General features: G+C 39.9%; 17 protein-coding genes. 5 read left to right on the forward strand and 12 right to left on the reverse strand.

The genetic code is table 11. The features are described from left to right. Nucleotides 1–13: 13 nt before the first annotated feature. The 4 genes from ECHVI_RS21620 to ECHVI_RS21635 all read right to left on the reverse strand — a co-directional run bounded on the left by ECHVI_RS21620 (nt 14) and on the right by ECHVI_RS21635 (nt 6,521). Complete coding sequence (locus ECHVI_RS21620) at nt 14–2,890, reverse strand: type I restriction endonuclease subunit R (protein ID WP_015268142.1); 2,877 nt, start codon at nt 2,888–2,890, stop codon at nt 14–16. A 101-nt stretch (nt 2,891–2,991) separates the two neighbouring features. Then, nucleotides 2,992–4,224, reverse strand: coding sequence for an IS4 family transposase (locus ECHVI_RS21625; RefSeq protein ID WP_015264509.1), 1,233 nt, complete (start codon nt 4,222–4,224; stop codon nt 2,992–2,994). Nucleotides 4,225–4,411: 187 nt separating this feature from the next. Then, a complete protein-coding gene (locus ECHVI_RS21630; RefSeq protein ID WP_015268143.1) occupies nt 4,412–5,317 on the reverse strand; it encodes an Abi family protein in 906 nt (301 codons plus the stop codon). Nucleotides 5,318–5,594: 277 nt separating this feature from the next. Continuing rightward, nucleotides 5,595–6,521, reverse strand: coding sequence for a tyrosine-type recombinase/integrase (locus ECHVI_RS21635; RefSeq protein ID WP_015268144.1), 927 nt, complete (start codon nt 6,519–6,521; stop codon nt 5,595–5,597). 130 nt (nt 6,522–6,651) lie between these two features. Between ECHVI_RS21635 and ECHVI_RS24180 the strand changes: the two genes are divergently transcribed. After that, nucleotides 6,652–7,728 (forward strand): restriction endonuclease subunit S, encoded by a 1,077-nt coding sequence (locus ECHVI_RS24180; protein WP_052331478.1) that lies wholly within the window; start codon nt 6,652–6,654, stop codon nt 7,726–7,728. Here the strand turns inward: ECHVI_RS24180 and ECHVI_RS23145 are convergent. From ECHVI_RS23145 to ECHVI_RS21670, 6 genes are all read right to left on the reverse strand, one after another. Next, nucleotides 7,721–8,959, reverse strand: coding sequence for a restriction endonuclease subunit S (locus ECHVI_RS23145; RefSeq protein WP_015268146.1), 1,239 nt, complete (start codon nt 8,957–8,959; stop codon nt 7,721–7,723). The genes ECHVI_RS24180 and ECHVI_RS23145 overlap by 8 nt on opposite strands. A 52-nt stretch (nt 8,960–9,011) precedes the next feature. Then, nucleotides 9,012–10,595, reverse strand: coding sequence for a type I restriction-modification system subunit M (locus tag ECHVI_RS21650; RefSeq protein WP_015268147.1), 1,584 nt, complete (start codon nt 10,593–10,595; stop codon nt 9,012–9,014). 287 nt (nt 10,596–10,882) lie between these two features. Next, entirely contained in the window at nt 10,883–11,248 is a 366-nt protein-coding gene (locus ECHVI_RS23150) for a 4-fold beta flower protein (protein WP_015268148.1), read from the reverse strand. A 273-nt stretch (nt 11,249–11,521) separates the two neighbouring features. Further along, a complete protein-coding gene (locus ECHVI_RS21660) occupies nt 11,522–13,267 on the reverse strand; it encodes a UvrD-helicase domain-containing protein (RefSeq protein ID WP_015268149.1) in 1,746 nt (581 codons plus the stop codon). Between the two features lie 6 nt (nt 13,268–13,273). Then, a complete protein-coding gene (locus tag ECHVI_RS21665) occupies nt 13,274–15,295 on the reverse strand; it encodes an ATP-dependent nuclease (RefSeq protein ID WP_015268150.1) in 2,022 nt (673 codons plus the stop codon). A 107-nt stretch (nt 15,296–15,402) separates the two neighbouring features. After that, nucleotides 15,403–15,804 (reverse strand): helix-turn-helix domain-containing protein, encoded by a 402-nt coding sequence (locus ECHVI_RS21670; RefSeq protein ID WP_015268151.1) that lies wholly within the window; start codon nt 15,802–15,804, stop codon nt 15,403–15,405. Nucleotides 15,805–16,738: 934 nt separating this feature from the next. On the opposite strand from ECHVI_RS21670, the gene ECHVI_RS23155 reads away from it, so the two are divergent. From ECHVI_RS23155 to ECHVI_RS21685, 3 genes are all read left to right on the forward strand, one after another. Next, entirely contained in the window at nt 16,739–18,091 is a 1,353-nt protein-coding gene (locus ECHVI_RS23155) for a TlpA family protein disulfide reductase (RefSeq protein ID WP_015268153.1), read from the forward strand. 34 nt (nt 18,092–18,125) lie between these two features. Beyond that, nucleotides 18,126–21,338: a SusC/RagA family TonB-linked outer membrane protein gene (locus ECHVI_RS21680; RefSeq protein ID WP_015268154.1), complete on the forward strand. Its 3,213-nt coding sequence runs from the start codon at nt 18,126–18,128 to the stop codon at nt 21,336–21,338. Between the two features lie 703 nt (nt 21,339–22,041). Further along, nucleotides 22,042–23,400, forward strand: a complete 1,359-nt coding sequence (locus ECHVI_RS21685; protein ID WP_015268156.1) for a RagB/SusD family nutrient uptake outer membrane protein — start codon at nt 22,042–22,044, stop codon at nt 23,398–23,400. Between the two features lie 53 nt (nt 23,401–23,453). On the opposite strand, the gene ECHVI_RS21690 is transcribed toward ECHVI_RS21685, so the two are convergent. Beyond that, nucleotides 23,454–23,723 carry a hypothetical protein gene (locus tag ECHVI_RS21690; RefSeq protein ID WP_015268157.1) on the reverse strand — a complete coding sequence of 90 codons (270 nt, stop codon included), beginning with the start codon at nt 23,721–23,723 and terminating at the stop codon, nt 23,454–23,456. Nucleotides 23,724–24,147: 424 nt separating this feature from the next. Then, nucleotides 24,148–24,573 carry a MauE/DoxX family redox-associated membrane protein gene (locus ECHVI_RS21695; protein ID WP_245553392.1) on the reverse strand — a complete coding sequence of 142 codons (426 nt, stop codon included), beginning with the start codon at nt 24,571–24,573 and terminating at the stop codon, nt 24,148–24,150. Between the two features lie 327 nt (nt 24,574–24,900). Here ECHVI_RS21695 and ECHVI_RS21700 point away from each other — a divergent pair, with 327 nt between their 5' ends. After that, complete coding sequence (locus ECHVI_RS21700) at nt 24,901–25,485, forward strand: Crp/Fnr family transcriptional regulator (RefSeq protein ID WP_015268159.1); 585 nt, start codon at nt 24,901–24,903, stop codon at nt 25,483–25,485. Nucleotides 25,486–26,287: the final 802 nt, after the last annotated feature.

Genomic DNA, 26,287 nt, shown 5'->3' on the forward strand with positions numbered 1-26,287 from the left:
AGAGTGATGATTACTAAACCCTACTCACTCCATTGATAAAGGTCTCTACATAGCCTAACACCTTATCAGTCACCCGTTCTGCAACGGTACGTCGCTCCCGTAATCCTGGTCGTTTTTTCATCATCCCTATTACATCATCCCGCAAAGGCCGCTTTTCTGTAAACATATAATTGCCAATAACACCCTGCAGCTTTTCCATATCAAGGTGCTCCTCCTTGCTCAAGTCCTCAATGGCCTGCATCTTTTCCTTGGTCCAGAAAGCATCAAATTCATCCGATACATCATCTGAATCCTGTACCTTGGGAAGGTTTTCATTGATAAACTTCTCTATCAGCTTGAGTTTACTTCTTAGCTGTGTATCTCCAGAAACCATATCTACAATAGCCTTTTGCTGCTTTTCCCTTTCTTCTGGTTTGGCATCTTTTAGCTGACCTAGCAGCTTAACAATATAAGCTACATTTACCTCGTCTCGGTGGATCAGCTCTAACTCAAAATCAATATCATCCAATATGGATACTTTCTCCTTTTGGTTTTGGCTGCGAGTTTTATCATAAAGGTCCAGATACTTGCTTTTATAATCTTCAAACCCCTGATCAGTCATAGAAAGATCATCGTGCTCAAATTCCGTGAAGGTCTTCAATACATTACGTACCCGCATCAATTCCCTAAAGGCCTTAATAAAAGCCAACTCATCCTCCTCGGTTTTTAGGCTGTTAACACTATTGATGGTAGGAGCGATTTTGAGCATATCGATAAACAGCTCATTGAATTTTCGTACATACTCTTCATAGGGAGCGATGATGATTTCATCTTTGGCTTCAATATTGGAAAAGAGTTTAATAGCCTTATCGGTGTTTTTCTTCAGGTTCCGGAAGCAGACGATATTTCCTTGTGATTTGCGCTCATCTAGGATTCTGTTCGTTCTGGAATAAGCCTGTATCAATCCATGGTATTGTAGGTTTTTATCAACATAGAGGGTATTGAGGTGCTTGCTGTCAAAACCGGTCAAGAACATATTCACCACCAGAAGAATATCTATTTCCTGATTTTTCACCCGCTTAGCAATATTCTGGTAATAATTATAAAAGGTCTGGCTGTCCTTGGTACTATAGTTAGACCCAAAGGTCTGGTTATAGTCACTGATAAAGTCATCCAAAAACTCCCGAGGATGCTTGATGGTGGCTTGTCCATAAGGTCCGGCATCTTCTGCCGCAATACTCACTCTTGAAGAGATATTGAAATGATTGGTATTATCCTGTTCATCTTTGCCCAATAACTCATCATTGGCACCATAGGAGAAGATGGTGGCGATTTTATAATCATGTTGCTCTTCTACTGCTTTTTTCTTGAACAATACATAATAACGGATCAATACTTCCACACTGGGCACACAGAAGATGGCCGTAAAACGTTGGTTATGGGTTTTTCGCTTATGGTGGGTGATGATATAATCAACAATATTATTTAATCGAGGAGAGGCTTCCATCACTTCCGCTTCATCAATAGCCTCTACATTGATATCCTGAACCTGATCCTTACGCTTAAAGGTCTGGATATATTCTATCGAAAATTTCAATACATTTTCATCCCGTATGGCATCAGTGATCACATACTTATGGAGGCAATCCTGAAAGAGCATGGTGGTAGTCCGCTTACCGTATTCATTGGTACCTGCATTTTCCTCAAAAATCGGTGTCCCCGTAAAGCCAAACATCTGCCCATTCACAAAAAAGCTTTTGATGCTTTCATGGGTCTTGCCAAACTGACTACGATGACATTCATCAAATATAAAGACGATGCGCTTGTCCTGCAGGGTTTCCAGTTTATGGAAAAAGCGCTTTTTGGTGACCGCAGTATTGAGTTTTTGTATGGTAGTTACGATCAATTTATTATCGCCTGCCAATTGCTTTACCAAGGTTCCGGTATCATTGGTACCGTCTATACTTCCTTTGCTAAAGCTGTTAAACTCCTTGGTGGTCTGATAATCCAAGTCCTTCCTGTCCACCACAAAGACCACCTTATGCACCTGTGGAAGATTGGTCAATATCTGGCTAGTTTTAAATGAAGTCAGCGTCTTGCCAGATCCAGTAGTATGCCAGATATAACCGTACTTGGTTGTGGTCTTTACCCGATCGATAATGGCCTCTGTAGCATAAAATTGATAGGGTCTCAAGACCATCAGGGATTTGTTGGATTCGTTCAAAACCACATACTTGGTGATCATCTTGGAGAGGTGACAAGGCTCCATAAATACATCCGCAAAGGCAGAAAGCTGTGTGATTAGTTTATTATGTGTGTCCGCCCAGTAAAAGGTCTGTTTGAACTGCCTGTCTTTTATAGGAGTATTCGCATAGTACTTGGTATTGACCCCATTACTGATGATAAAAAACTGGATAAACTGAAACAGGCCTTGACCAGTCCCATAAGAGTGAATCCCATAGCGTTCTATCTGCTTAAAAGCTTCTTTTAGTTCAAGTCCCCTACGCTTTAGCTCCACCTGTACCAAGGGAAGTCCATTGATCAGGATGGTCACATCATAGCGGTTCTTGTATTTGCCTTCTATGCTGATCTGCTGGGCCACTTGAAATTCATTTTGGCACCAGTGTACCTGATTGATCAGCTCAATGGTCTTGGTTTCATTTTGGGCATTGACATAGGGAACCCGATCACGCAGGATCTTGGCCCTGTCATAGATACTGCCTTTATTGATATAGTTTAGGATTTGGGTAAACTCCTGCTCACTTAGCTGGGTCTTATTGTGCTTTTCAAGCTGGGCTTTTAAATTGCTCAATAAAGCTGCTTCATCTGGAATCATCACTTTCTGATAGCCCAGTTGCTGCAACTGCTTGATAAGGTTATTTTCCAGTACCTGTTCAGGCTGTGTGGTCATATGCTATTTCTACTTAAAAAATCATTGTTGTCCGGTAAACCCGGATATTAGTTAAATTCAATTCTCAACCTACTGATTATAAAGCGGTTACTTGGTTTTTGTCAGGAGCAAGCCCCCCTCATCTCAGGGAACAGTGTGTTTTGATTTTTCAAAATATCTTCTTGTATGATGGCTCTCCAGCTTCCTTCCGGATCCTCCAGGAACCTATACAAGCTGATATAATTCATTAATTGCTGTCTGACCAGGGATACCAAGTTGGAGAAAGCCCATTTCCTTTTGACCTGGCTTTTGATCAAGGTCAAAAGGAGATTGGCCAACATGGCCGACCATATCTGTATTTCTATGGCATTTTCATTGTCGCCCAAGAAGTACTTTAAAGGGAAGTTCTGCTTAAGCTGTTTGAATAATAGCTCTATCTGCCAGCGTCTTTTATAGATGAGTGCTATCTTCTCTGCTGCCATCTCAAAATTATTGGTAATGAACTCAAACAGGCGTTCACTTTTGCTGTCCCAATAGGCTATTCTCCTGGAACGGTGCTCCTGTTGCTTGTTCTTGCCATATCGTAAGATGATTTCTTCATCCTTGAGTACTCCGGAATCTGCCTGATCAGGAATATTAAACTCCTTTCGGGCCTGATAGACAGCATTGTCTTTTAACCTGGTCACATACCATATCCCGCTTTCGGTCAGGACCTCATATTTTCCATAATCCACATATCCCTTATCAAAAGTGATGATAGAGCCCCCGGGCAGGTTGAAAACCTCATCCAGGAAGGTATGGTCATGTCGGACAGCCGCACTGTAACGGACAAGATAAGGAACATGGTCACTCGCCCTGATGATGGTGTGGGCCTTAATACCTCCTTTCTTTTTGCCCGTTTTAGGGTTCCTGCCTACTCCCTTGAGAATATCCTTGAACAGACTAATGGTGGTAGAATCCATAATATAGAGCCTCTTCATATCAGCATCCTTCAACCGGCTGTCCGTTAAACTGTCACCATGCCTTTGGTACACACTCATGTATATATCGGCGAACACATCGCTCACACGTCGTTTGTTGGCTTCTGATAACGTACTCCGCCTTACCACATAGTTCAGACCCAAATGGGCCAATCTATGGGCATTGGCCAACAAACCGACAAGTGTCTCACGAATGGAATGATAGCCCTCAAATGCTACAAACAGCATTACTATCAAGTGGTTATAAGTCGTGAACTTCTTCACATAACGCTCCGCATTATGCCTGCGGGCTATCTCCCTTACCTCCCCCTTGTCAATGAACTTTATTAACTGATTGAATATCGGCTGTCCGCTAAAATTACTACTTTTGCCCATGGCTTAACTTTTTTGTGTCGTAACTCAAAAGTAGCCACAATGGGCTGGTTCAGCAATGGACTGGCCCTCTTTCATTTATTTTTTACCGGACACCAATGTTAAAAAATCTACTTTTGACACCTAAGATAATGGTTTCATTACCGAAAGGCCTATAAAATGCTAAGAATTTAATATCTAAACGTATTTATTAAGACCATAAAGGTTCGCTTTTCCAATTTCCCTTAAAACCTAATGCATTGGGATCCACTGTAGGGAAATCCTCCAGAAGTTTGGCCAACCTCAAGGTAAAAGAATTGTTGGGCTGGATGGTATTCAAAAGGTACTTCATGATGCACAGGTGGATATATATTTTCTGGAATTCATGTTGCTTAGGTAGATCTTCAATCCATGGGTGTGGTGGTGAAGATAATAGCTTTGGTCTTCCCGGTAAATTTTTATTCCATAAGCGACTATGATGGGCACAATAATTCCTGATTTGGGTAATGGACTGAAGCCAACTGGGGAGAAATGTATGGTTTACCGCGCCATATTCTCCGGCAATGATATCCTTGGATTTTACAGAAGGTTTTAAATTTCCATAGAGTTTGGACAAGCCTCCTAAACTTGTAAGCTCTAAACTTTTCCAGGAAGGGGGGAACCTGAGGTCATCTTTATATTTCTTCTTGTGTTCTTTCATAAAGATATCCTTGCATCTTTCTACTTCCTCCTCCAAGTTACCAAGTGTTTTTACTAAGGAAGGAATATTAATGAATAGGTTGCTGTCCTGGAACCACCAAGGGTCAAATTCATGGGATAAATGGTAGATCATTTTGGTACGCAAGCTGATTTCAATTTTTTCAATCACATCAAAAAGCAGCATCCTAAGTTTATGATCAAAATTATATAAGGAAATGGCATCTTCAAATCGGCTGTTTTCCTTGAACTCGTGGGTTTCTTTATCAGCAAACATGGGGTACCAATACCCTACCAAGCGGTAATAACTGACATGGCTAAGGTACTTTTTTGCTAATGGAATGTTTTTGATAATCATTCCCCGCTCCAGCAAAAGTGCTATTTGTTCATCTATGGAAGTAGGTTTCTTTTCATACAGCATAGTGCAAGAAAAGTATAAAAAATGGTAATAAAAACCCCTAAAACGCAAAAGACTCGCCCTGGGACGCTGTTCTGATGGGTAGCGTGGCGAGTACTGTTGATACAAAAGTACACACTTTTGTCACATTTTGTAAATATTTGTAAATATTTTTGTCAATACCTGTAAATATTATTCTCGCTATTTCTACAACAATTGTACATATTATTAATATTTACATTAAGATTAATAAAAGAGTTCTAGCTGTTGAGAATGAGGCGCAAATAAATTAAAATGATTACTACTTCAAGGCCATGGCCATTTTATCAATGGCTTTTTTCTTTTGCTCCATATTCGGATGAACATACAGATTAAGGGTAGTGCTAATATTCGAATGGCCCAGCAAGACACTCACCGTTTTATAATCACAATTGCTTTCTATACAGCGTGTCGCAAAGCTGTGACGCAAACCATGAAACTTTAGCCCGGTCATATTTAATTCTTCCATAAATTTCTGATAGTAACTTCTATAAGTTCTCGGCTCAGTAGGCTTTTGCTCATTGGTAAGGACGAAAAAAGCGGGGTTCATAATTTTCTTAATAGGTTTCAGCAAGCGCAATAAATCCCGACTGATAGGAATCTCACGGATGGAGTTCTTCGTTTTAGGCGTATCCAATATCAGTTCTGTTTTCCTTATTTCATTCTCTATTGTATAAATCCGCTGGATGGATTTGCTCACACGAATGATTCCCATGTCGGTATCTACATCTTCCCAGGAGAGGGCACAGACCTCACCGATACGTAGACCAGTACTCAAACAAATATAAATGCCCAGATTTCTGAAAGTAAAATGCTGCTGTATATGCTGCATGATCTTTTTCTGCTGGGACTTGCTCAGAACTTCTATATGTTGTTTTTCTCGTTCTGTTGGAAACCGGATATCCAATGGGCTATCTCTAAGCCACTGGTTTTTCACACCGAATTTCAAAATCATTTTCAAAACAATCAGCATATCTTTTACGGTTTTCTGGCTAAGACCTTGGTCCAATTTTCGGAAAATAAAATCCTGGACCCTACTTTCACTGAGTTGACATTCATTACCAAATTCCGGAAGGATATGATTTTCGATCAGCAGTACATAAGCCGAAAAGCTGGACTTTTTTACATATTGCTTTTTGTCAGTTTTCCATAATGTGATCACTTCCGAAATAGTCATTTGTTTTAACATGTTTTTTAGTTTTAAGATAAATAAGGCCAAAGGAAGTCAAACTAGGCTATAGAACCTTGAGGAGGATAAATCATCTAGTTTCCCCCTTTGAGATTTCCGGGGTTTAGTGGGGAGTGGAAGCTAAAACGGATTGGAGACCTATCCTCAAAAATTGGAAGTGGTAAAAACACCAAAAGGAGGTGAGAGTGTATATCATACTTCTGGAATACCTTTTATCAGGAGTCAGAACGTAATAGATAACTCTCTTATATTGGATCATACATGTATTCCTGAAGAAATGCATGAAAGTATGAAAAGTAGTAAAGTTTTGGCGGGTGATATTCTTCTGAATATTACTGGAGGATCAATAGGACGAAGCTGTGTCGTTCCAACGAATTTTAAAGAAGGTAATGTAAATCAACATGTTTCAATAATACGGCTGAAAAAAGATAATCCAAATTTTCTTCAATCAATTCTAAGCTCATGGCGTGGTCAAAAGCTAATTTTTGAAGGTCAAACTGGCAGTGGACGTGAAGGCTTAAATTTCGAAAGCATTAAAGGATTTAAAGTATCATTTCCAACAGTATCTGAGCAACAGAAAATTGCCAGTTTCTTATCTTTATTAAGCGAACGAATCAAAACCCAAATCAAAATCATTGAGGAGTTGCAGTCCCAAAAGAATTCTCTAAGCAAAAAATTATTGTCATGTCAAGTTCGTTTTTTGGAACACATTGAAAAGTGGAAGGAGGTTAAGATTGGTGATGTTGTCAAAATTGGAAGCGGTAAAGATTATAAACATCTAGCTGAAGGAGAAGTACCTGTGTTTGGAACAGGTGGGTACATGACATCCGTTGATTCCTGCCTTTATGAGGGAGAAACCGTATGTATTGGCAGAAAAGGAACCATAGATAAACCATTCTACTATAATGGAAAGATCTGGACCGTCGACACTTTGTTTTTTACTCATTCCTATAAGAGCATTTTACCTCGATTCCTATTTTATGTTTTTGAGCAGATAAATTGGTTGAAATTTAATGAAGCCTCAGGGGTGCCAAGTCTTTCGAAAAGTACCATAGAGAAAATTGCAATTAAAATCCCAAGTGTTAAAGAACAACAAAAAATCACCACCACTTTATTCGCAATAGATCAAAAAATAGATCTTGAATCCAAACATTTAGAGCTATTGAAGCAGCAAAAGCGATATTTCTTGCAAAATTTATTTATATAAACAGGTTTTGTAAAAAGTATTTTTTCTGGCTTTGGTACTGGATTAAGATTTCCTTTTCTGCCTCTATCTTCTTGTCAAAGGATGAGAGAAAATTGGCGATTTTGGTTTGTTCGTCAGTATTTGGAATTGAAATTTTTGTATTGAAAAAGTCAATAATCCCAATATTCAGTAACCCATGATTTCTTGCGCCTTCTTGGGCGTATTTTTCAATCTCACGGTTATGTAGGCCAGATTCAAAATAATGCTCCATAAATACTGTGTTTACGAAGGCGTTAAACCTGAAACAGATATAAAGTGAAGACACAACTCCATTATCGTATCGAGTAAGCTTTTTAATTGCGCCCATTGGGTACCCATCAGAATAACTTTTATTATAAGCAAAGTCATTATTTTTCATTAAATAGTATCCTTTAAGATCTTTGGCTGCAACTGATTTGTTGAAAAACTTCAATTGACTAATTAGGCCCTGTTGTGCAGATATGGTTAATACATTTTGGTTATTCTCTTTGTTTTTGGATATGATTCTACTTGCCAATTGTATTAGATTCTTCTCCTCCCATTTTGGAAAATCATTCCCCTCATCATCCTTAAATCTTAGCTGCCGAGAAAAGATTTTTTGCCGAAGACCTGACATTAAGGTTTCTAATTGTTCAATGATTTTGATTTGGGTGTTAATACGTCGATCAATTAACAAAAGAAAGGAGGATATTTTTACTTGTTCATTTAAGTTTGGCAGACTTATTTTATAGCTTTTAATAAGACTTGCACTTAGATTTTGTTGTCCTCCGTCGTTCGCTATATTCCTTATTCTGTCATATTCCTTTTCCAAATAGGTATAAAGGAATCTGGCATCCATTCCCTGTTTTACTTTGATAGCTGCACATGCTTGATTTGTTGTTGCCTCGATTCCCAAAATTGCAACTTTACCTCGCGTTTTCCCTTGTCCATACATTGCCATCAGTATTGTTCCTTTTGGGAATAGTTTAGCAGAGGATTGGTTTAACCCTTCTTTTGTAATATATTCTTCTGCTCGTTGGATTTCATTAAAATCTATTAAGCTAGTTGTAATCCATGGAATGTTTCCACCCCAAAATTCATATTTTCCACGACTTGGAGTCCCTCCAGATGATATAGATGATATCTCTCCTATCTTCTTTCTGACCCACTCCTTATTATTCTTGTGAAATCTCAAAGGGGGAAAATTGCCTACTTCTTTGTTGTGCTTTGCCATTCTTGTTCGCTTTTCTCTGTATTAAAAAACATTAAGGATTGATAATGGTCAATTAAAAATTCAAGCCCAGTTCTTTAAAATACCCGGCAATTTCCTGATCCAGTTCTGCCCGCTTGGCCTCCAAACTTTTGATTTCTTTCATTACAGCATCAATATCCACCGGTTCTTCCTCTTCAAAAGTGTCCACATAGCGAGGGATATTGAGGTTATAGTCATTTTCAGCGATCTCTGCTAAGTTGGCCACATAACTGAACTTGTCGATGGATTTACGATTTTGATAGGTGTCCACGATCAATTCCACATCCTGGTCCCGCAAAGCATTCTGGTTCTTTTCCTTTACATAGTGATCCTCTCCACTGGCATCAATAAAGACTATATTATCATCCGACTTTCGGCACTTACTGAGCACCAAAATACAGGTAGGAATAGAAGTCCCATAAAAGATATTGGCAGGGAGGCCGATCACTGCATCTAAGTAATTGAGTTCCTTTATCAGGTACTGGCGAATAATTCCTTCGGATGCACCACGAAAGAGCACCCCATGGGGAAGCACACAAGCCATAATGCCATTGTCTGCCAGATGATACAGCATGTGCTGCACAAAGGCATAATCCGCTTTGGTTTTGGGTGCCAACTTGCCATATTGACTGAAACGCTCATCAGTGGCATTCAGAGGATTGGCATCTGATTTCCAGTGAGCCGAAAAAGGCGGATTGGCCACGATGGCTTCAAAACGTTCATCCTTATGCTGGGGATTTTCCAGGGTGTCCTCATGGCGGATATCAAAATCACTGAAATGCACATCATGAAGGATCATATTCATCCGCGCAAGGTTATAAGTGGTACGATTCAGCTCTTGCCCATAATATTCACTTACCGTCGCCTCTTTCGCTACTCGAAGGAGTAAGGAACCAGAACCACAGGTAGGATCGTACACTGACTTTAGTTTAGATTTTCCTGTGGTCACGATTTTAGCCAAAATCTTGGACACCTGCTGCGGGGTATAAAATTCCCCTGCTGATTTGCCAGCACCGGCAGCAAACTTCGCAATCAGGTATTCATAGGCATCGCCCAATACGTCAGAATGAATATATTCTAGTTTAAAATCGATTTGATTCAAGCGATTAAGGATCTGCACGATGATCTCATTTCGGGCATTGGGTGTACGGCCGATCTTGGTGGAGTTCAGGTCAAGATCCTCGAACAGGGCATTAAAATCATCTTCCGACTCCGTACCCATAGTGCTCTGCTCAATATGGTTCAGCACGGCTTGCAGATCATCCAGGATATAATTGCTGCCATTACCCTCCACCTTATCAGGATCTTCATAATCGGTATTCCCCTTGGCCGCCAAAGCTGAAAAAAGTTCTTGAGGCTGTAAGAAGTAGCCCAATTTCAATAATGATTCTTCCTTAATGGCATCCAATAAATCCGATTCAGTTAAGCTCGCATAATCTTCTATTCCCTCACTCTTGAGCAGCTCATTGGCATAGAGGTATTGTTTTTCGGAAAGGTATTTGTAGAATATAAAGCCCAGGATATAATCCCTATAATCATCCGCACTGATCTTTCCACGAAGGAGGTTGGCAATACCCCATAATTGACTTTCCAGCTTTTGTTTTTGATCTTCTGACATTTCGGTGTATTCAATAAAAATGGAAGGCTAAAAATAGTAAAGTCGGCTGGGCTAGGCTAAAAATAATAAAAAAAGATATTGAGGAAATTGATTTCATGAAGTTATTGAAAAATAAAAAGCTGATCTCATCTCGAAATCAGCTTTTAGTATTTACATAAGTGTACTGGTTATTTCAGTTTGACTATGCTAGTAATTAAAGTCAAACTTTGTTCCTTTAAATGAATTTTAAAGTCTTAGACAGTGTTCTGCGAATACTCCCAATAAAATTTCCATTGATTTATTAATCCTTATTTAGCTCCATTCATTAAGAATTGAGATAGTGATTCTTTACTTGTGTTGGTTTTATAGTATGGTTTAGTCTTCGCGAATTGTTTAAAGGATTTGAATGGTTTAAATTTTTTAAATGATTTGAAAGGCTCAAATTTGGCAAATACTGGTAAAGCGGAATCATTAAAACCATTTTTTTCTCCACTCAAATTCCAAATAACACCATTTTCGTACCAACCTAAGTGTTTGCCATTAAATCCATAAATACGTTTATCATCGTCAAGATAGGCAGCGGGCTTTCCATTCCATAAATAGATTGTGTTTTCATCATCATAGTCCACATAGGCTATGGCATTTCCATTTCGGTCAAACAATGTTTCTTGCATAATATCTAAACTTTCTTTAACAAAGTCATTAATTAAACTTCTAATTATAGATTAATCGATAAGGTAGGTATGTTGTAATTCGAGTTTAAATGTACCGGCTAGGAGTAGTTGCATGATTTAGTACTTATACTTAGCAAGTATACACGATTCCGAAAATCCATGAAGATTTTCAGAGTTAGAAGATAACAAGTAATTACTTAATTCCTACGATATAACAAATTCGTTTTAAGATTTAGAACTAAAGCTGATTTCTCATGAAAAATGAATATTGGTCTATATTATTATTGGGAAAATATTCTCTGGTAAAAACCACTTGTTTAATGTTGCCATAGCTGAACTAGACAATTCTTGTGTAAATAAAACTGCTAATCTTTTCTTAGGTCTGGAACAAGAAACATAAAAAAGGTTACGATTACGTTCAAAAGATTCTTTCTTATCATCAGGAACTCCATCGTTTGCCCAGGTAAGAAACTGGTTCCAATTGTATTTATTCCATCCTCTACCACATATGACCAATACATTTTCAAATTCCGCTCCTTTTACGCCATGATTTGTTGAAAATGGGGTTTTATCATCAATATACTTAGCTAGTTCAATGACCTCTGAATATTTTACAGATTTAAGTTTTTTAATTTTTGAAACAAGTTTTTTGTCTGCTTCATCCTCAAATTCGGTTAAATCTTTGAGTTTAGAATATTTCTCTTCAGATTCTTCAATTTTCGATGACAAACGAGGCTTTTGAGTTTCGGCTAAACAATCTATTACATCACCTATAGTTCCAGAATTTCGATTTTTAATTAATTTGCTTAAACTATCATTCCAAACTTTCTTATCACTATGGTTTTTCAATCTTGGTGTTCTTATGCCAATCGCTTTTAACATTTCACCATATTTCTTTTTGCTGAATGACTCTGAAACTGGTTCTAGTATATTTACAAAATAATCAATGTATTTATTTTGCATTTTTAGATAATCATCTGAAAACCTAAATACTTTAGTTATTCCGCTATAACCTTGTTCTCTAGCGAGAACAGAATTAGTAAGCATTAGAATTTTAGTTTTTTCAAATGAAAACTCCCAACCTTCCTGTATCAACTTATTTTTTACTGCTCTAAAATAATTACCTGCTTCAGCCTCTGGCAAATCTCCTGTCCAATGTCCACCTCCTTTACCATCTCTCCTCACACCAATCCAATTATTTGAATGAAAGATTTTAACTTCTCCAGCAGAAGATGGGTCTTTTTCCATTTGAGGGAGTCCTGGGCGCATCCTATTTAGAAATTTAACTAAATTCTTTTCAGACCTAAAGTTTGCCTTTTTACCTATTTCCTCAATATCAACGGATACCATTCCACCAATACCATTTTCATAAATTTTCTGCCAATGGTCTCCAAATAATCCTATTTGCATATCAGACTTTGATTCAATCAAATTTGATATTATTGCTTTTCCTAACTCTTCATTTGTGTCTTGGTATTCATCAATAAAAATAATTGGATATTGATTTTTAAGAATACTTCTGAATTTTTCTTTGGAAAGTAATGCAGTGAATAACTGAATCACATTGTCATGATGAATAAAGATTTCCTTTTCTGTTGCACTACGATATCCTAAATCATATACAATTTTTTGTTTTCTTAGCCCTCCCGCGTCCTCTATTTTTTCTATAAGTTTTTCGTCACCTATTAATTCAATCTGAGCCCTCATTTGAGCCTGAAACCCTTGTAATATTGACCAACAAAACCCATGTATAGTATCAACAAAAACCGATGGGTGGTTATCAATTCGATTTCTAATCTCTTCAGTAGCGACATTCGTGTATGTTATACAAGCAATTCTCTGAAATCCTTTTTGAAGCTCTGCTGACTTATGTTCTATCAAATAATGTAAAGCTTTTATTAAAGAGTAAGTTTTACCCGCACCTGCACCTGCTTCAACACGAAATGAATTTCCATTATCTAACGCAAGGTAGATTTTCTTTAATGTCTCTTCTGATGCTTTTTCAGCTGGACTATTCATAATCAATTATTTAATCACATCTGTACTCAAAACCTTATCCGATTCATTTTCAGACAACCATGTTAACCCTTCCTTAATATAAAGCGGAATTTCCCATTTTGATTCCACATAAGCATATTTGATTGCAAAATCAGTCTTTTTAGATGTATACTTTTTAGCTTCTTCAAATGCTTTTGCTTCTAAAGCTTTGCCTTTGGTTTCAGCTATACCAAAAAGTGTCGGGTTTGTAATAATAAAGGCATCTTCAAAACTTCTACCGCAACACTCTCTTACCTCTTCATCAATTTGGTAAGCTATTCTCCTAGTGCCTTGAATTTTATCTTCTAGAACTTTTGTGCGTATTTCAGATAAATCAACATTTTCTTTATCATTACCTTCATCGTCCTTATAACTGAACCACTTAATTATTCCTGTGTTGCTTGATTTTTCACCAGCAGAAACTTGGCATGCTTCGTATTTAATCCCTTTGTCAGTTTGTTTATGTTTAGTAGAATCGAGGTCTGTTATAATTAATGTTTTTAACTCTAGGAAATCAAGAAATTTATAAAAATGATGAGCATATGCACCTCCAATCTCTACCGTTGAAATAAACTGACTGTTTAGATTTGCCGTAGTTAGTTTTTTTATAAATTCAGGCATTAGAATCCTTTCTGTTGGCCCTTCAATTAGAATAGCCTTATCAGCAAAGAATAAATCACATTTAGTAAGCGTTAAATATTTATGAATAAAGTTTTTGTCCTTTTCGTTATCCGGTTTACTAAATTCCTCATTTAGGTCTTTTATATAAGTCTGTAAATCTTCAGTTCCTTTTGTAAGAAAATAGCGTATGGAATCAAATTCAGCTTCATTTGCAATGTGTGTAGAATGGCTCGTTACTATAAATTGAACTGGCCATTTTTTTCCTCCATTCAGCTGTGTAGAGAAAGTATCTGCTATCTCATATAGCTTTCGGATAAATACTTCCTGCATTTGAGGATGAAGGTGTGCTTCAGGTTCTTCAATAAAGATTACATGATTTTTTGGTTGTATTTCATCCGATTGAAATTGTCTGAAATAGTCAAATAAATGAAACAAGATAAATATTAGGTTTCTAGAACCTAATCCGTTATATGTTTCCGGTAGAGTAATCCCATGAGCTTTCTCATATAGAAGTTTGGTGTTTTTCTCAATAATAGTTTTAGCATCAAAAGATGTTTTTGTAGTAAAGTTTGGGTCACTTAATCCTGGATATCCCATAATATTCAGAGCAGGAATTAAGGCTTTTACTTTAGTGTTAAAATCAGAATCAACCGTTGTTTGTATTTGTTTTACAACTTCATCAAGCTCTTTCGATTTTTTCTGCATTTCTTCTGGTGCAGATTCTTTAGATGCATTGCTAAAAATGCTACTTAGTACTTTTCCCAGTACATCGTTTTCCTTTATAGTTTCATCATCAAGCCAACGTTGTGCATTAATAAAATCTGTTCGAATTAATCTTTTGTAGTTTTCAAATTCAGTTTTTGCAGTATTATCAGGGTCTTTTAAATCAATTGCAATTACCTCAAAGTCATAATACATGGGAATTCTTTCCCGAATGATATCAAAGAAATCAGGAGCTTTTTCATCAGTCATACCTGAAAAAAAGCTATCTATCTTTCCATCTTGTAATCTATATGAAATTTTAATTTGTGTATTTGTTAAATTTTCATCTAAATCAATAATGAAATTACTTAGTACTCCGTAATCGTCTTTATTCTCCAAATAGTTAACTATCAATATTATATCGATACTTGGAAGAATTTCTCGAATTGCTGAATCCTTTTCTTGGGCTAAATTTGCTTTTAAAGCTCTAGAAAAATCAGGAAATGAACTAAGACTAAAATCTTCCAATTTAAACCTATCTCGTTTTGAGAAGCGTCTGAATATCTCAGTTAATGATGTTTTACCAGAGTTGTTACGACCAACAATAACGGTTGTTTTTTCTTGCAATGAAAGACTAGTGTTTTTTAATAGCCTAAAGTTATTTATTTCTACTTTTTCGATTTTCATATAATAGATTTTCAATGCACCCCTTAAAACTAAGGGTTACATAAAACAAAAAAAATACCCCATATGGGGTATTTTTCAACAGTTTCACTCATAAAATCTATCCTAAATTACTTCTTATCCTCTATCATTTTCCGTAATGCCTTATTCATTTCAACAATCTCTTGCATAAGCGTGAGCATCATTTCATTTTGCTTTTCGTTAGTAGTTTGAAAGGTACTATTAGTTTGTATTGCAACAGGGGAACCGGTAAGATTTTCTATTACATGTCCTGGTTGACTGGAAACAATCTGAAGTGGATCCACCTTCAAGAATTCAGCAACCTTCTGAATAAGATCAATCGTAATTTTATTCTCTCCACGCTCATATTTGGTATAGTTGGCTTCTGACATACCCAAATAATCAGCCACCTCTAAAGCTTTCTTGTCCCTTAGTTTACGAAAAGCAGAAAAGTTTCTACCTATATTCTTGTTCTCGAGTACTGTAAACTCGCTTCCATTTTCCTCCTTCATATGATGCTTGAATTTATATTCAATATACAAAAATAACCATACTTCCTGTAGTTTTTAAAAGTGTTTTAGCATGAAATATGGATTATTCCAATTCCTAGTTGTTTTAAACTACTAAGATATATAACGAAACTACTATGTTTTTAAGGCTTTTCAAAGCCATTCCTGTAAAATTGTGTATGGTTCATTTCGGATCACATAATGCCACCTCCTTACTGCTCAGATTATTAAAACCTGAGGAGCAAGCTATGGTATGCTATTATGATAACCGTTCCTTTGATATCCTGCCTGGCATCTCCAAGTACGATATACTTTTCGAACGTAAACCGAAGAATCCAATATAAAATTAGTAGGGAGTATTGAGTAGGGAGTCTGGAGCTTTTGTTCACGGAAGCTATACTAATTACTTGCTACTGAATATGAATCACATACCGATACCGAATTTCCTAAAATACTATCGAACCTAAAATCGGTATCAATTTTTACGAAATGGAGTAGTTAGAACAATTGAGCTCATGACTCATGACTAGTTACTCAAGACTACAAAATTCGTTGGCTGCATTCGTCAAGTGATCCTCCGGAAGATCATTGGCGTCTGGTAGGGCAGCCTGGCCTAGAGCTTTATAAGCACTGGGATTAAATCAATTTCTTATAAATGTAGAAGCTATTGGAGTAGCTAGTAGCTAGATGTTAGTAGCTAGATTAGGTTTCGTTTACGAGGTTGAATTTTATCCGTCGTTGCGAAGGAGACCATAAAGACGACTGCGGAACTATCGTATTTCAAAGGCGGGATTGCTTCTTCCCTCTGGTCATCGCAATGACGGATAGTGGACGTTCTCGACTCCGAAAACGAGTCTCCATACTCACGACTCAATACTAGCTACTCCTAAGGAGACTCCTTAGGTATTCCAATATTTCTACAAAGACCTTAATAACTATGAAAGCGTTAACGAAAAACTGCTTCCTGGCATACCTATGCCTTTTCGGAAGCAATCTATATGGAAATCAATTGGAAGTTGCAGGCACCCCACCTGCGGGGGCGGTAGGCGATACCGTCTCCCTGCAGGTGAAGGAACTTAAGGTGGGTGAGCTGATGCCTGACTTATTGGTGAAAAATGTTATCAATCACCCTGAAGGGGAAATACAACTGTCCGATTACCAGGGCAAGCTGCTGATCCTGGACTTCTGGGCCACTTGGTGTGCGCCCTGTGTGAAAGGCTTTCCGAAGATGGATAGCTTACGGCGGGAGTTTGAGGGGAAGCTGGAAATCCTGCCAGTAACCTACCAAGATCAGGAGGAAGTGGACAAACTTTTTTCACGATTGAAGGTGCTAAAGGATATCGAGATGCCCATGGCGATTTCGGACAATACCTTACGGCAGCTATTTCCACACAGGACCTTGCCCCATTATGTATGGATAGACCCTGAGGGCAAGGTAATGGCCTTTACCTCTAAGGAATCGGTGGTTCGGGACAGTATCAGACAAGTTTTGGAGGGAGTAAAAGAATTGGAAAGCAAATCAGCTCCCAAGGCCCTTTTTAAAAGGAATGAACTGCTGTTTTTCGGGAACAGAGGATTTGATGAGGACAAGCGGATTCTACTGCAGTCGGTTTTTATGCCCTATATCGAGGGCATGCCGGCGATGTACAAGGTCACGGGGGAATCCGATAAAAGCTGGATGCGCATCTTCCTGACCAATTCCGACCTGCCCACCTATTTCGGGCTTGCCTATGGTGCGGGGAAGGTGGACTTCAACCGCAATCGAAGGATTTTGGAAGTAAAGGAACCGGACTTGCTAAAATACAATGCCGATCTGGACAATTATGATGAATGGAAGCTGGACCATCGTTTCTGCTATGAGCTTATCGTATCTCCCCAATACCCTGGGCAGGAATATGATATCATGAAAGCGGACCTGGAAAGGATGTTCCCCGAATACTGGGCAGCTGTGGAGATGAGGGATACCGAGGTATTGGCCTTGGTCCGGACGGATACATCCATTGACCTGAGAACAGATGGTGGAGAAAGAAAGATAGAAATGGATGCTTTTGGACTCGAGCTGAACAATGAGCGAATAGGACTGCTCCCCTATCACTGGCGTTTCCATCTTCAACTCATGAGGATTCCCATCGTGGATGATACGGGGATTGAGTATAGGGTAGATATCCAATTGGAGGGCAAGATGAATGACCTGGAAAGTATCAGGAAGACCCTTGCTCCCTATGGCTTGGACCTGGTCAAAAAGGTCATGCCCATCAAGATGCTGGTCATCAGGGATCGGGGTCAATGACAAATAAATTTTTAACCCTAATAAAATCACAAATATGAAAAAGATTATACCATGGATAATTTGTTGGCTGTGGTCCGGAATGGCCATGGCACAGGAGACCTATATCCTCAAGGGGAAGGTCTTGGACCATCGGGATGTGCCGTTGATTGGGGCGACCATACAGATAGCGGATAGTGGAAAGGGAACGGTGACGGATGAATACGGAGTTTTTTCACTTCAGGTAGCTAAATCTGAGCTCCGTATAGTATCCAGCTATTTGGGCTACCAAAGACAAAGCAGGGACATTAGCCTACCCTTGGAGGAGGAGCTGATCGTAAAACTGGAAAAAGAAGCAATGGGACTGGAAGGCGTGGAAGTGGTCTCCACGGGTTACCAGCAAATTTCCAAGGAGCGGGCCACTGGCTCTTTTGTCCATCTGGACAGCAGCCTGATCGAGCGCCCTGTTAGCACTAGCATTCTTGAGCGGCTTGGGGACGTGACGCCGGGACTGATATTTAACCGAAATGGCCCTGCATCTGATGCTCTTTCCATCCGTGGCAGAAGCACCCTATTTGCCAATAGCAGCCCATTGATCATAGTGGATGGCTTTCCCTATGATGGTCCCATAGAGAACATCAACCCCAATGATGTGGAAAGCATCAATGTACTCAGGGATGCAGCTGCCGCTTCCATCTGGGGAGTAAAGGCCGGCAATGGGGTGATCGTGATCAGCACCAAAAGCGGCCGGATAGGCAGTAAGCCCAAGGTTTCCCTGAACAGCAATATTACAATCGGAGAGGTCTTTGATCCTTATTACCAGCCCCAGATGTCGGTAAATGATTTTATAGATACCGAGCTGATGCTTTTTGACAGGGGATTTTATAATTCCAAAGAAAACACGCCCAGAAAGACAGCGCTAAGTCCTGTAGTGGAAACCTTGATCGCTGCTAGGGATGGGGAAATCGACCAGTCAATAGCGGATGCTCGCATAGCTGCCTACAGAAAACAGGATCTGCGGGAGGCATACTTGAGGGATTTTTACCGAAAAAGCATCAATCAACAATACGCCCTGAATATCTCCGGTGGCAGCGAAAGACAAAGTTATTTCCTGACAGCAGGTTGGGATAAGAACCTGGAGACCGTCAAGTACAGGGGCATGGAACGCTTTACCCTGGGAGGAAAACAGGAAATCAAGCTACTGAAGGATCGGCTAAAGCTAAGCACAGGTATCTACTTCACCAAAACCCATAAAGACCGCAATGGGCTGGCCTATGGTGAACTCAAGCAATCCAGCAATGATGTGCTGGCCCCTTATGTGCAGTTCAGGGATGAAAATGGTAATCCTATGGCCATCACCAAGGACTACCGGGGTGGATTTTTGGATGGTGCTGAAGCTGAAGGTCTGCTGGACTGGCGCTATAATCCCTTGCAGGACATCCATGAGCAATCCGATATTTTGCAAGGCAGGGATATCCGTATGAACCTTGGATTGGATTATAAAATCATCAAAGGCCTGAATGCCCAAGTATCCTACCAGTACTGGACCAATGAGCAGGAAGTTAAACAGCACTATGGAGCGAAAAGCTATTATGCCCGTGACTGGGTCAACCAGTACACACAGGTGGATGAAGAGGGAAACCTTACCCGCATCATTCCTGAGGGCGGGATTTTGGACCGTTCCCAATATTCAAGCTTTTCACATAACGGACGGGCGCAGCTGAACTATGAAACGGACTGGGAGCAAGGGGACTGGGTGTCCATAGCAGGGGCAGAAGTAAAGTCCTTTGAAAGTTCCAGTCTTGGGACCCGCTTTTACGGATATAATTATCGGGTGGGCAATATTGCCCAGATGGACTATGTCAATCCCTATCCAGTGTATTATTTCCCCTCTGCCTCCTTACGCATTCCCAATGGGGACCAGGTAGGCGGGACAGTGGACCGCTATCTTAGCTATTACCTGAATTCTGCCTATACCCATCAGGGGAAATATACCCTTTCGGTAAGTGGCAGAAAGGATACCTCCAACCTCTTTGGGGTAGATGCCAACCAAAAGGGCGTGCCGCTTTGGTCTGTTGGGGCTGCATGGATATTGAGTGAGGAAGATTTCTATCCCATGAAAGATTGGCTGCCCTATGCCAAGCTGAGATTTACCTATGGCTATAATGGCAATATTGACAAGCGGGTTTCTGCCTATACTACGGCCATAAGGAACGGCAACAGCAATATTACAGGTTTGCCCAAAGGAATCATCCTCAACCCGCCCAATCCATCATTGAGCTGGGAGCGCATTAAGATCGTCAACCTGGGATTGGACTGGGCATCGAAGGATGATAGGTTTTCGGGCACCTTGGAATATTATATCAAAAATGGACTGGACCTGATCGGGGATATACCCTATGCCCCAAGTTCCGGCATTACGGAGTTTAGGGGAAACACGGCCAGTACACAAACACATGGCCTGGATTTTAATATCAGTGCTTCAGTGATCAGGGGAGCTTTCCAGTGGCGCATCAATCATTTCCATTCTTGGATCAAGGAAAGGGTCGGCGATTATGAGTTGGTGGGCCCTGTGAACCAATACCTTTCATTGGGAATGGGCGGAGATCATGATTTGCCCATACCACTTAGTGGGAAACCGCTTTATGCTATTTATAGCTATGCTTGGGCAGGACTGGACCCGGATACCGGAGATCCCTTGGGCTATCTGGACGGCGAAGCCTCCAATGATTATCGAGGCATCATCACTGGAGCCACCCCTGAAAGCCTGATTTACCATGGGCCATCCAGACCAAGCCATTTTGGTGCACTTAGAAATGATTTCAGTTGGCAAGGATGGAACCTGTCCTTTAATATCAGTTACCGCTTGGGCTATTATTACAGGAGGAACAGCGTGCGATATGCCAATGTCCTCAATGCCCAAGGGGGACATGGGGACTTTGCCCTGCGTTGGCAAAACCCGGGGGATGAAACCAGTACCCACGTGCCATCCATGCCGGACAGGTTGAATGCCAATAGGGATAATTTCTATAGTTTTTCCTCGGTGCTCGTGGAGAAAGGGGATCATATTAGGCTACAGGACATCCGCTTGGGATATACCTTTGACCAAAGGACATCCCCCAAACTACCTTTCCAAAGAATGGCCCTATATGCCTATGCCAATAACCTGGGGATCATTTGGAAAGCGGCAAAAGATGACCCTTTGGATCCCGATTTCAGAACAGCAAAGCCACTTAAGAGCATTGCTCTAGGAGTGAAAATAGATTTCTAAAGCACTAAAGGTATAGCTCCGTCCGCCCTAATCTATGTTTATTTTAAACCGGATTGATTATTAAAGGCAAATCTTGGTGGGCGGGGCTTACTTTAAGTAAAAAGTAGCAAGATGATAGTAGCAAGACAGAATAAAGAAAAAAGAGGAAAGATTGAATTCGGAGGCGAGAACACCTATTTCTCCGTCACTGCGATCCGCACAAGCGGAGTGGCAGTCCCGTCTTTGGAATAGGAGATTGCCACAGTCTCCGCCACTCCTGACTGCGTCAGACAGGGCAGATCCTTCGCAATGACGGAAAAAGTAACAATCTCGCTCACGTGAACAAGTCTTGCTACTATGTACTAAAATCTAGCTACTATCAACGAGTCCCTTACCGCGCAATTTCTTCATATGTGATCATACATCATCTTAATAAACTGCGGGAAATGTTTCCAGACGGGAAACCGGGACTCTTTTTAGAAGAAAGTAGCAAGATGGATAAAAGAGTAAATAAGAAAGAATTTACCCCCTCCTAACCTCCCCTGAAGGGGGAAGAACCGATTTTGGTTACGATATCAAGAAGTCCCCCTCAAGGGGGATTTAGGGGGTAATTAATTGACATGGAAACCATAACAGCAATGACGGGTATGATACGGCCTAGAATCCGTAAACAAGTCTTTTGTCTAGCGTCTGGTGTCTAATATCTAACATAAAATCTAACCAAATGAAAAACATAACTAACCCCATACTCACCATTATGATCATCAGTATCATTCATTTATTGTCTTCCTGTCAGGATTTTCTGGATGAAAAGCCCAGTACCGATCTGGTGGTTCCTGATAACTTGGAAGATATACAGGCCCTTTTGGATAATGAATATATCATGAACAGAAATTCCGATATGGGTGAGGTAGCCTCAGATGATTATTTTATCAGCAAGCAAGAATGGGAAAGCTGGAATGAGATTACCCGTAATGCCCATGTCTGGGCAGACATTATCTCTCCAACAGGCAGGTTTGTTTCTTGGAACTCCCTTTATGAACAGGTTTTTTACGCTAATGTTGCCCTGGAGCAACTTGATGATATTGTGCCGGATTCAAATGAGCAGGTGGACTGGGACCGTTTGAGGGGATCGGCTTTATTCTATCGTTCAAGTGCATTTTATAATCTGCTTCGGATTTTTACCATGCCCTATCATCTGGCAGATCCTGATTTGGGTATCCCTTTAAAATTAAGTGCTGATGTTAATAAACTGGCAAAAAGGTCTTCCATCGAAGATAGCTATGCCCAGGTAATTGCAGATTTGGAAGTCGCATTGGACTTATTGCCTTCGAGGGCGACCATTGCCACCAGACCTTCCAAGCAAGCGGTTTATGGGCTATTGGCAAGGGTTTATCTTTCTATGGGGGATTATCAAAAAGTGTTTAATTACACTTCACTTGCACTTGAACTGGGAAATGAACTGATGGATTATGCCAATTTAGAGCAGGGTAATACTTTTGGTTTCAAGAGGCTTAATGAGGAAGTGGTCTATTGCAGTTATTTTTCATCAGGCTCCATTGGTTATTCTTCCGATACTTTTATCCTTTCGGAAATCTATGAAAGTTATGCAGCCGGTGACCTAAGAAAGTCACTGTTCTTTACCCAACCTAATCAGGATGGCCATGTCAAATTCAGGGGAACCTATATGGGTAATCTTTATTTGTTTGATGGAATAGCCACGGATGAACTTTTGCTGAACAGGGCAGAAGCGGCTGTAAGACTGGGCAATGAGGAGCTGGCTTTGGAGGATCTGAACTATCTATTAGAGCACCGATTTGAGGTAGGAAAGTTTGAACCCATAGCAGGGATTTCAGGGGAGGATTTATTGGAGCGGATATTGGAAGAACGAAGAAAAGAATTGGTTTTTCGTGGATTGCGTTGGGAGGATTTGAGGAGACTGACAGGCAGTCAATATGAAAAGATAGTCACTAGGGACTTGGATGGGGAAATCTACACTTTAGAACCAGGAAGTCCAAAATATGCCTATCCCATACCATTGGATGAATTGCAGCTGAATGACATGAAACAAAATCCAAGATAGAAAAAAGCCAGGGGCATGGCCCCTGGCTTTTTTAATTGAAATAGTTTTTAAATTTAGATGGGCTTGAATTCGCCTTCCACTCTCGAGTCAGGAACCTCTTGTCCCAACTCATCCATTTCACGGGTACAGTCCGTATCGACCTCCGTATCACAATTGTAATCTACCCCCAATTCCTGATTGGTGATATCCTCCCAGGTATGGGTATTTGGGTTCAGGGCCTCTTTGGTTCCCTGCACATCCTCTGCGGAGAGGTTGATTGTCAACGCTGTCATGGCTGTCAGCACAAATGCCAACAGCGGTATGTTATTAATTAACTTTTTCATTATTGAAAATGGGATTTTTAACCATCAAAATCCCCTAACGTTTAAACCCGATTTATGCATTGGGAATCGTAGTGATGTTTGATAGTGCAAGAAAATCAGTTAGTTTGGAGACGCAAGCGTAGCTCTGCTACGGTAGAGTCGAAAACTAAAGCGTAGCGACTGATTTTAAAGCAATTTCAAACTGCAACAGATATGCTAATGCATCTTTCGGGTTATAGGTTGCTTTTTGCCTACACTTTATAGGATTTTCGGCATCCTCCTTTTACTGCCAGAGAAAAAGTAAATCTCACCTAACACCTTCTCCCGAGAGATTGGGCAGTATTTTTTTTTGTTGAATTGTAATTATTAGTTATTTAATAGTAATATGCTATTCTATGCTCAGTAGTTCCATCAGTTGTCCACCTAAACCCAGAGATCAGATCACCTAACGTTCAACCTCCGTTTTTATCATTAGCCCTAACACTCCGAGTAGAATAAAAGCCAAGTTGAACAATAAATGCCCCGACCAGCTCATGGATTCAATAAATCCTGCACAAGAGCAGGGCACCCTAGGAAATGCTCCCATCCACACAAGTCCTATATATGTTGAAAAGACCGTCATCAGCAGTATGGACAGCAACAATCCCCACTTTTGCGTTTTCCTGAACAGTAAGAAAGGGACAAATAAAAGCTCAAGGAAAACAATCAAAGTAGCCAGCTTCCTGGAAATCCCGACCGGAAGGGTTTGGTTCTGCATTGCATCTTGAAATTCTCCAAAACCTATCAGCTTTTCCAATCCTGTCATTGTCCATAAAACAACAAATGCAATCACTGCCGCCTGAAACACCAACCAGTTTATATTGATCTTCATATTAGTTACCATCAAAACGCCATCCATCATTTATGCATCTTCTTATTCGATTTATTGCCCATAAAGTCTAAGGAAATCATTCCTAAACCTGGCCATACATTTGACTTTGTATTTTTGAAGGTAAAACCTAAAACCGATCCTAAAAAAAATTACACCATTGATTTACAATCAATTACCACATAAATCTATTTTCTTGTTTAGAGGGTAAACCATCCCTAATTTGTATTTGAATATTTGAAGGGAAACCTCTCCCTTAGTATTTTGGATATGATTTACTGTTTTAATCCAACAGAATGATGATGATTGTTTCACCTAATTGTTTGCATTATGGGGAAGGTATTGAAGACCGAATTGCTGAAAGAAGCTTTTGACCATTTGATAAAATTACGTCCTGAGATATACAGAAACCTGAGGCCCTATCTTCAGGTCAACACCTTTCAAAAAGGAGAAATCATTCGTGAGCTGAATGAACCAGAACAATCCACTCATTTTATTTATACCGGTACAGCTGCCCTACTTTTTCCGGCCAAGAAAGGACGTGACTACCGAGTAAAGATTTTCATGGAAGGTACTGTGGCCGCTGATCTAAATGCCTATTTTGACCAATCCGATTCCCCTTTCTACCTAAGGGCACTGAGTTACGTTTCTTGCTTTTCATTGAAAAAAGAAGCAGAAATCGCACTTCTAAATGAAATGCCCGAAATCAGCCGACTAAGTACACTGATCAACCGGGAATTATTGGAAGAAACCTACAAATACCTAAAATCCTTTCAGCTTCCCATCGATGAGGGCTTCCCATTTTTCTGGGAACAATACAAAGAAGAGAGGGCCTTTCTCTCCAAAAAAGACCTGGCTTTTATATTCAATACATCCTCAGCCACTATCACCAAATTGATCAATCAGCTTCCATAAAGCAACACATGTAATGATTGAAGCCCCTCTCTACCTGATAAAAAGTCAATTAACCTATTTCTAAAAAAAATGTTTCGCAAAACAGAGTTTCACTTATTGTCCTTTATCTCAAAAACAAAAAATCCGCCTTCGAAGGATTTTGTTCCCATAATAATAAAGGGAACTGCAAGATGGGAATGGCATCAGACAATCCTACATCTTGCTGGTGTCCAGAACGACACCCAATATCTCCTTCAAAACCTTAATAATTTCTCTTTGCAATAGCTCACATTTTGCCTTTTGATGACTGCCTTCAACCACACCTCCCCATTCACTTCTCTTGGATGCCACTTTATAACGGGAAGGAATAAAGGTCAAGGGTGCTGACGGCAGGAAGCATTTAGCCTGCCCTTGACCGTTTTCCTGACCGGAATATCTTTGCAGGAAGGGGAAGTGGATACCGATAAAATTATCATTAAGGATATGAAATCATAACTGCTCCAACTAACCGATTAGCTCCTTAAAAAATTGATCTTTTCAAAGGCAAGTAAAAGCCAAGTTCCCACCATAAAACCAATAGTTTCCCCCATCAAAAGGCTGCGAGTCCCGAGCACCTTTCAATCCGACTTTGGAGGCTGAAGAGATGGTTTTGTATACAAAACTACATCTTGCTGGCCGCAGGATCGCGGCCCCGGATTGGGGCAAACTGTCCTCCGTTTAACCTATTAAAATGTTGAAATCTCAAAATCCCAAGCTCAGTTATCCAGGTTCCACACCCACTTGTTGGCGGTCATCACTCAGTCCCATAGCGGACTTCCCGACT

Origin of the sequence: Echinicola vietnamensis DSM 17526, from assembly GCF_000325705.1 — a bacterium.
In the GTDB taxonomy this organism is placed as follows: domain Bacteria; phylum Bacteroidota; class Bacteroidia; order Cytophagales; family Cyclobacteriaceae; genus Echinicola; species Echinicola vietnamensis.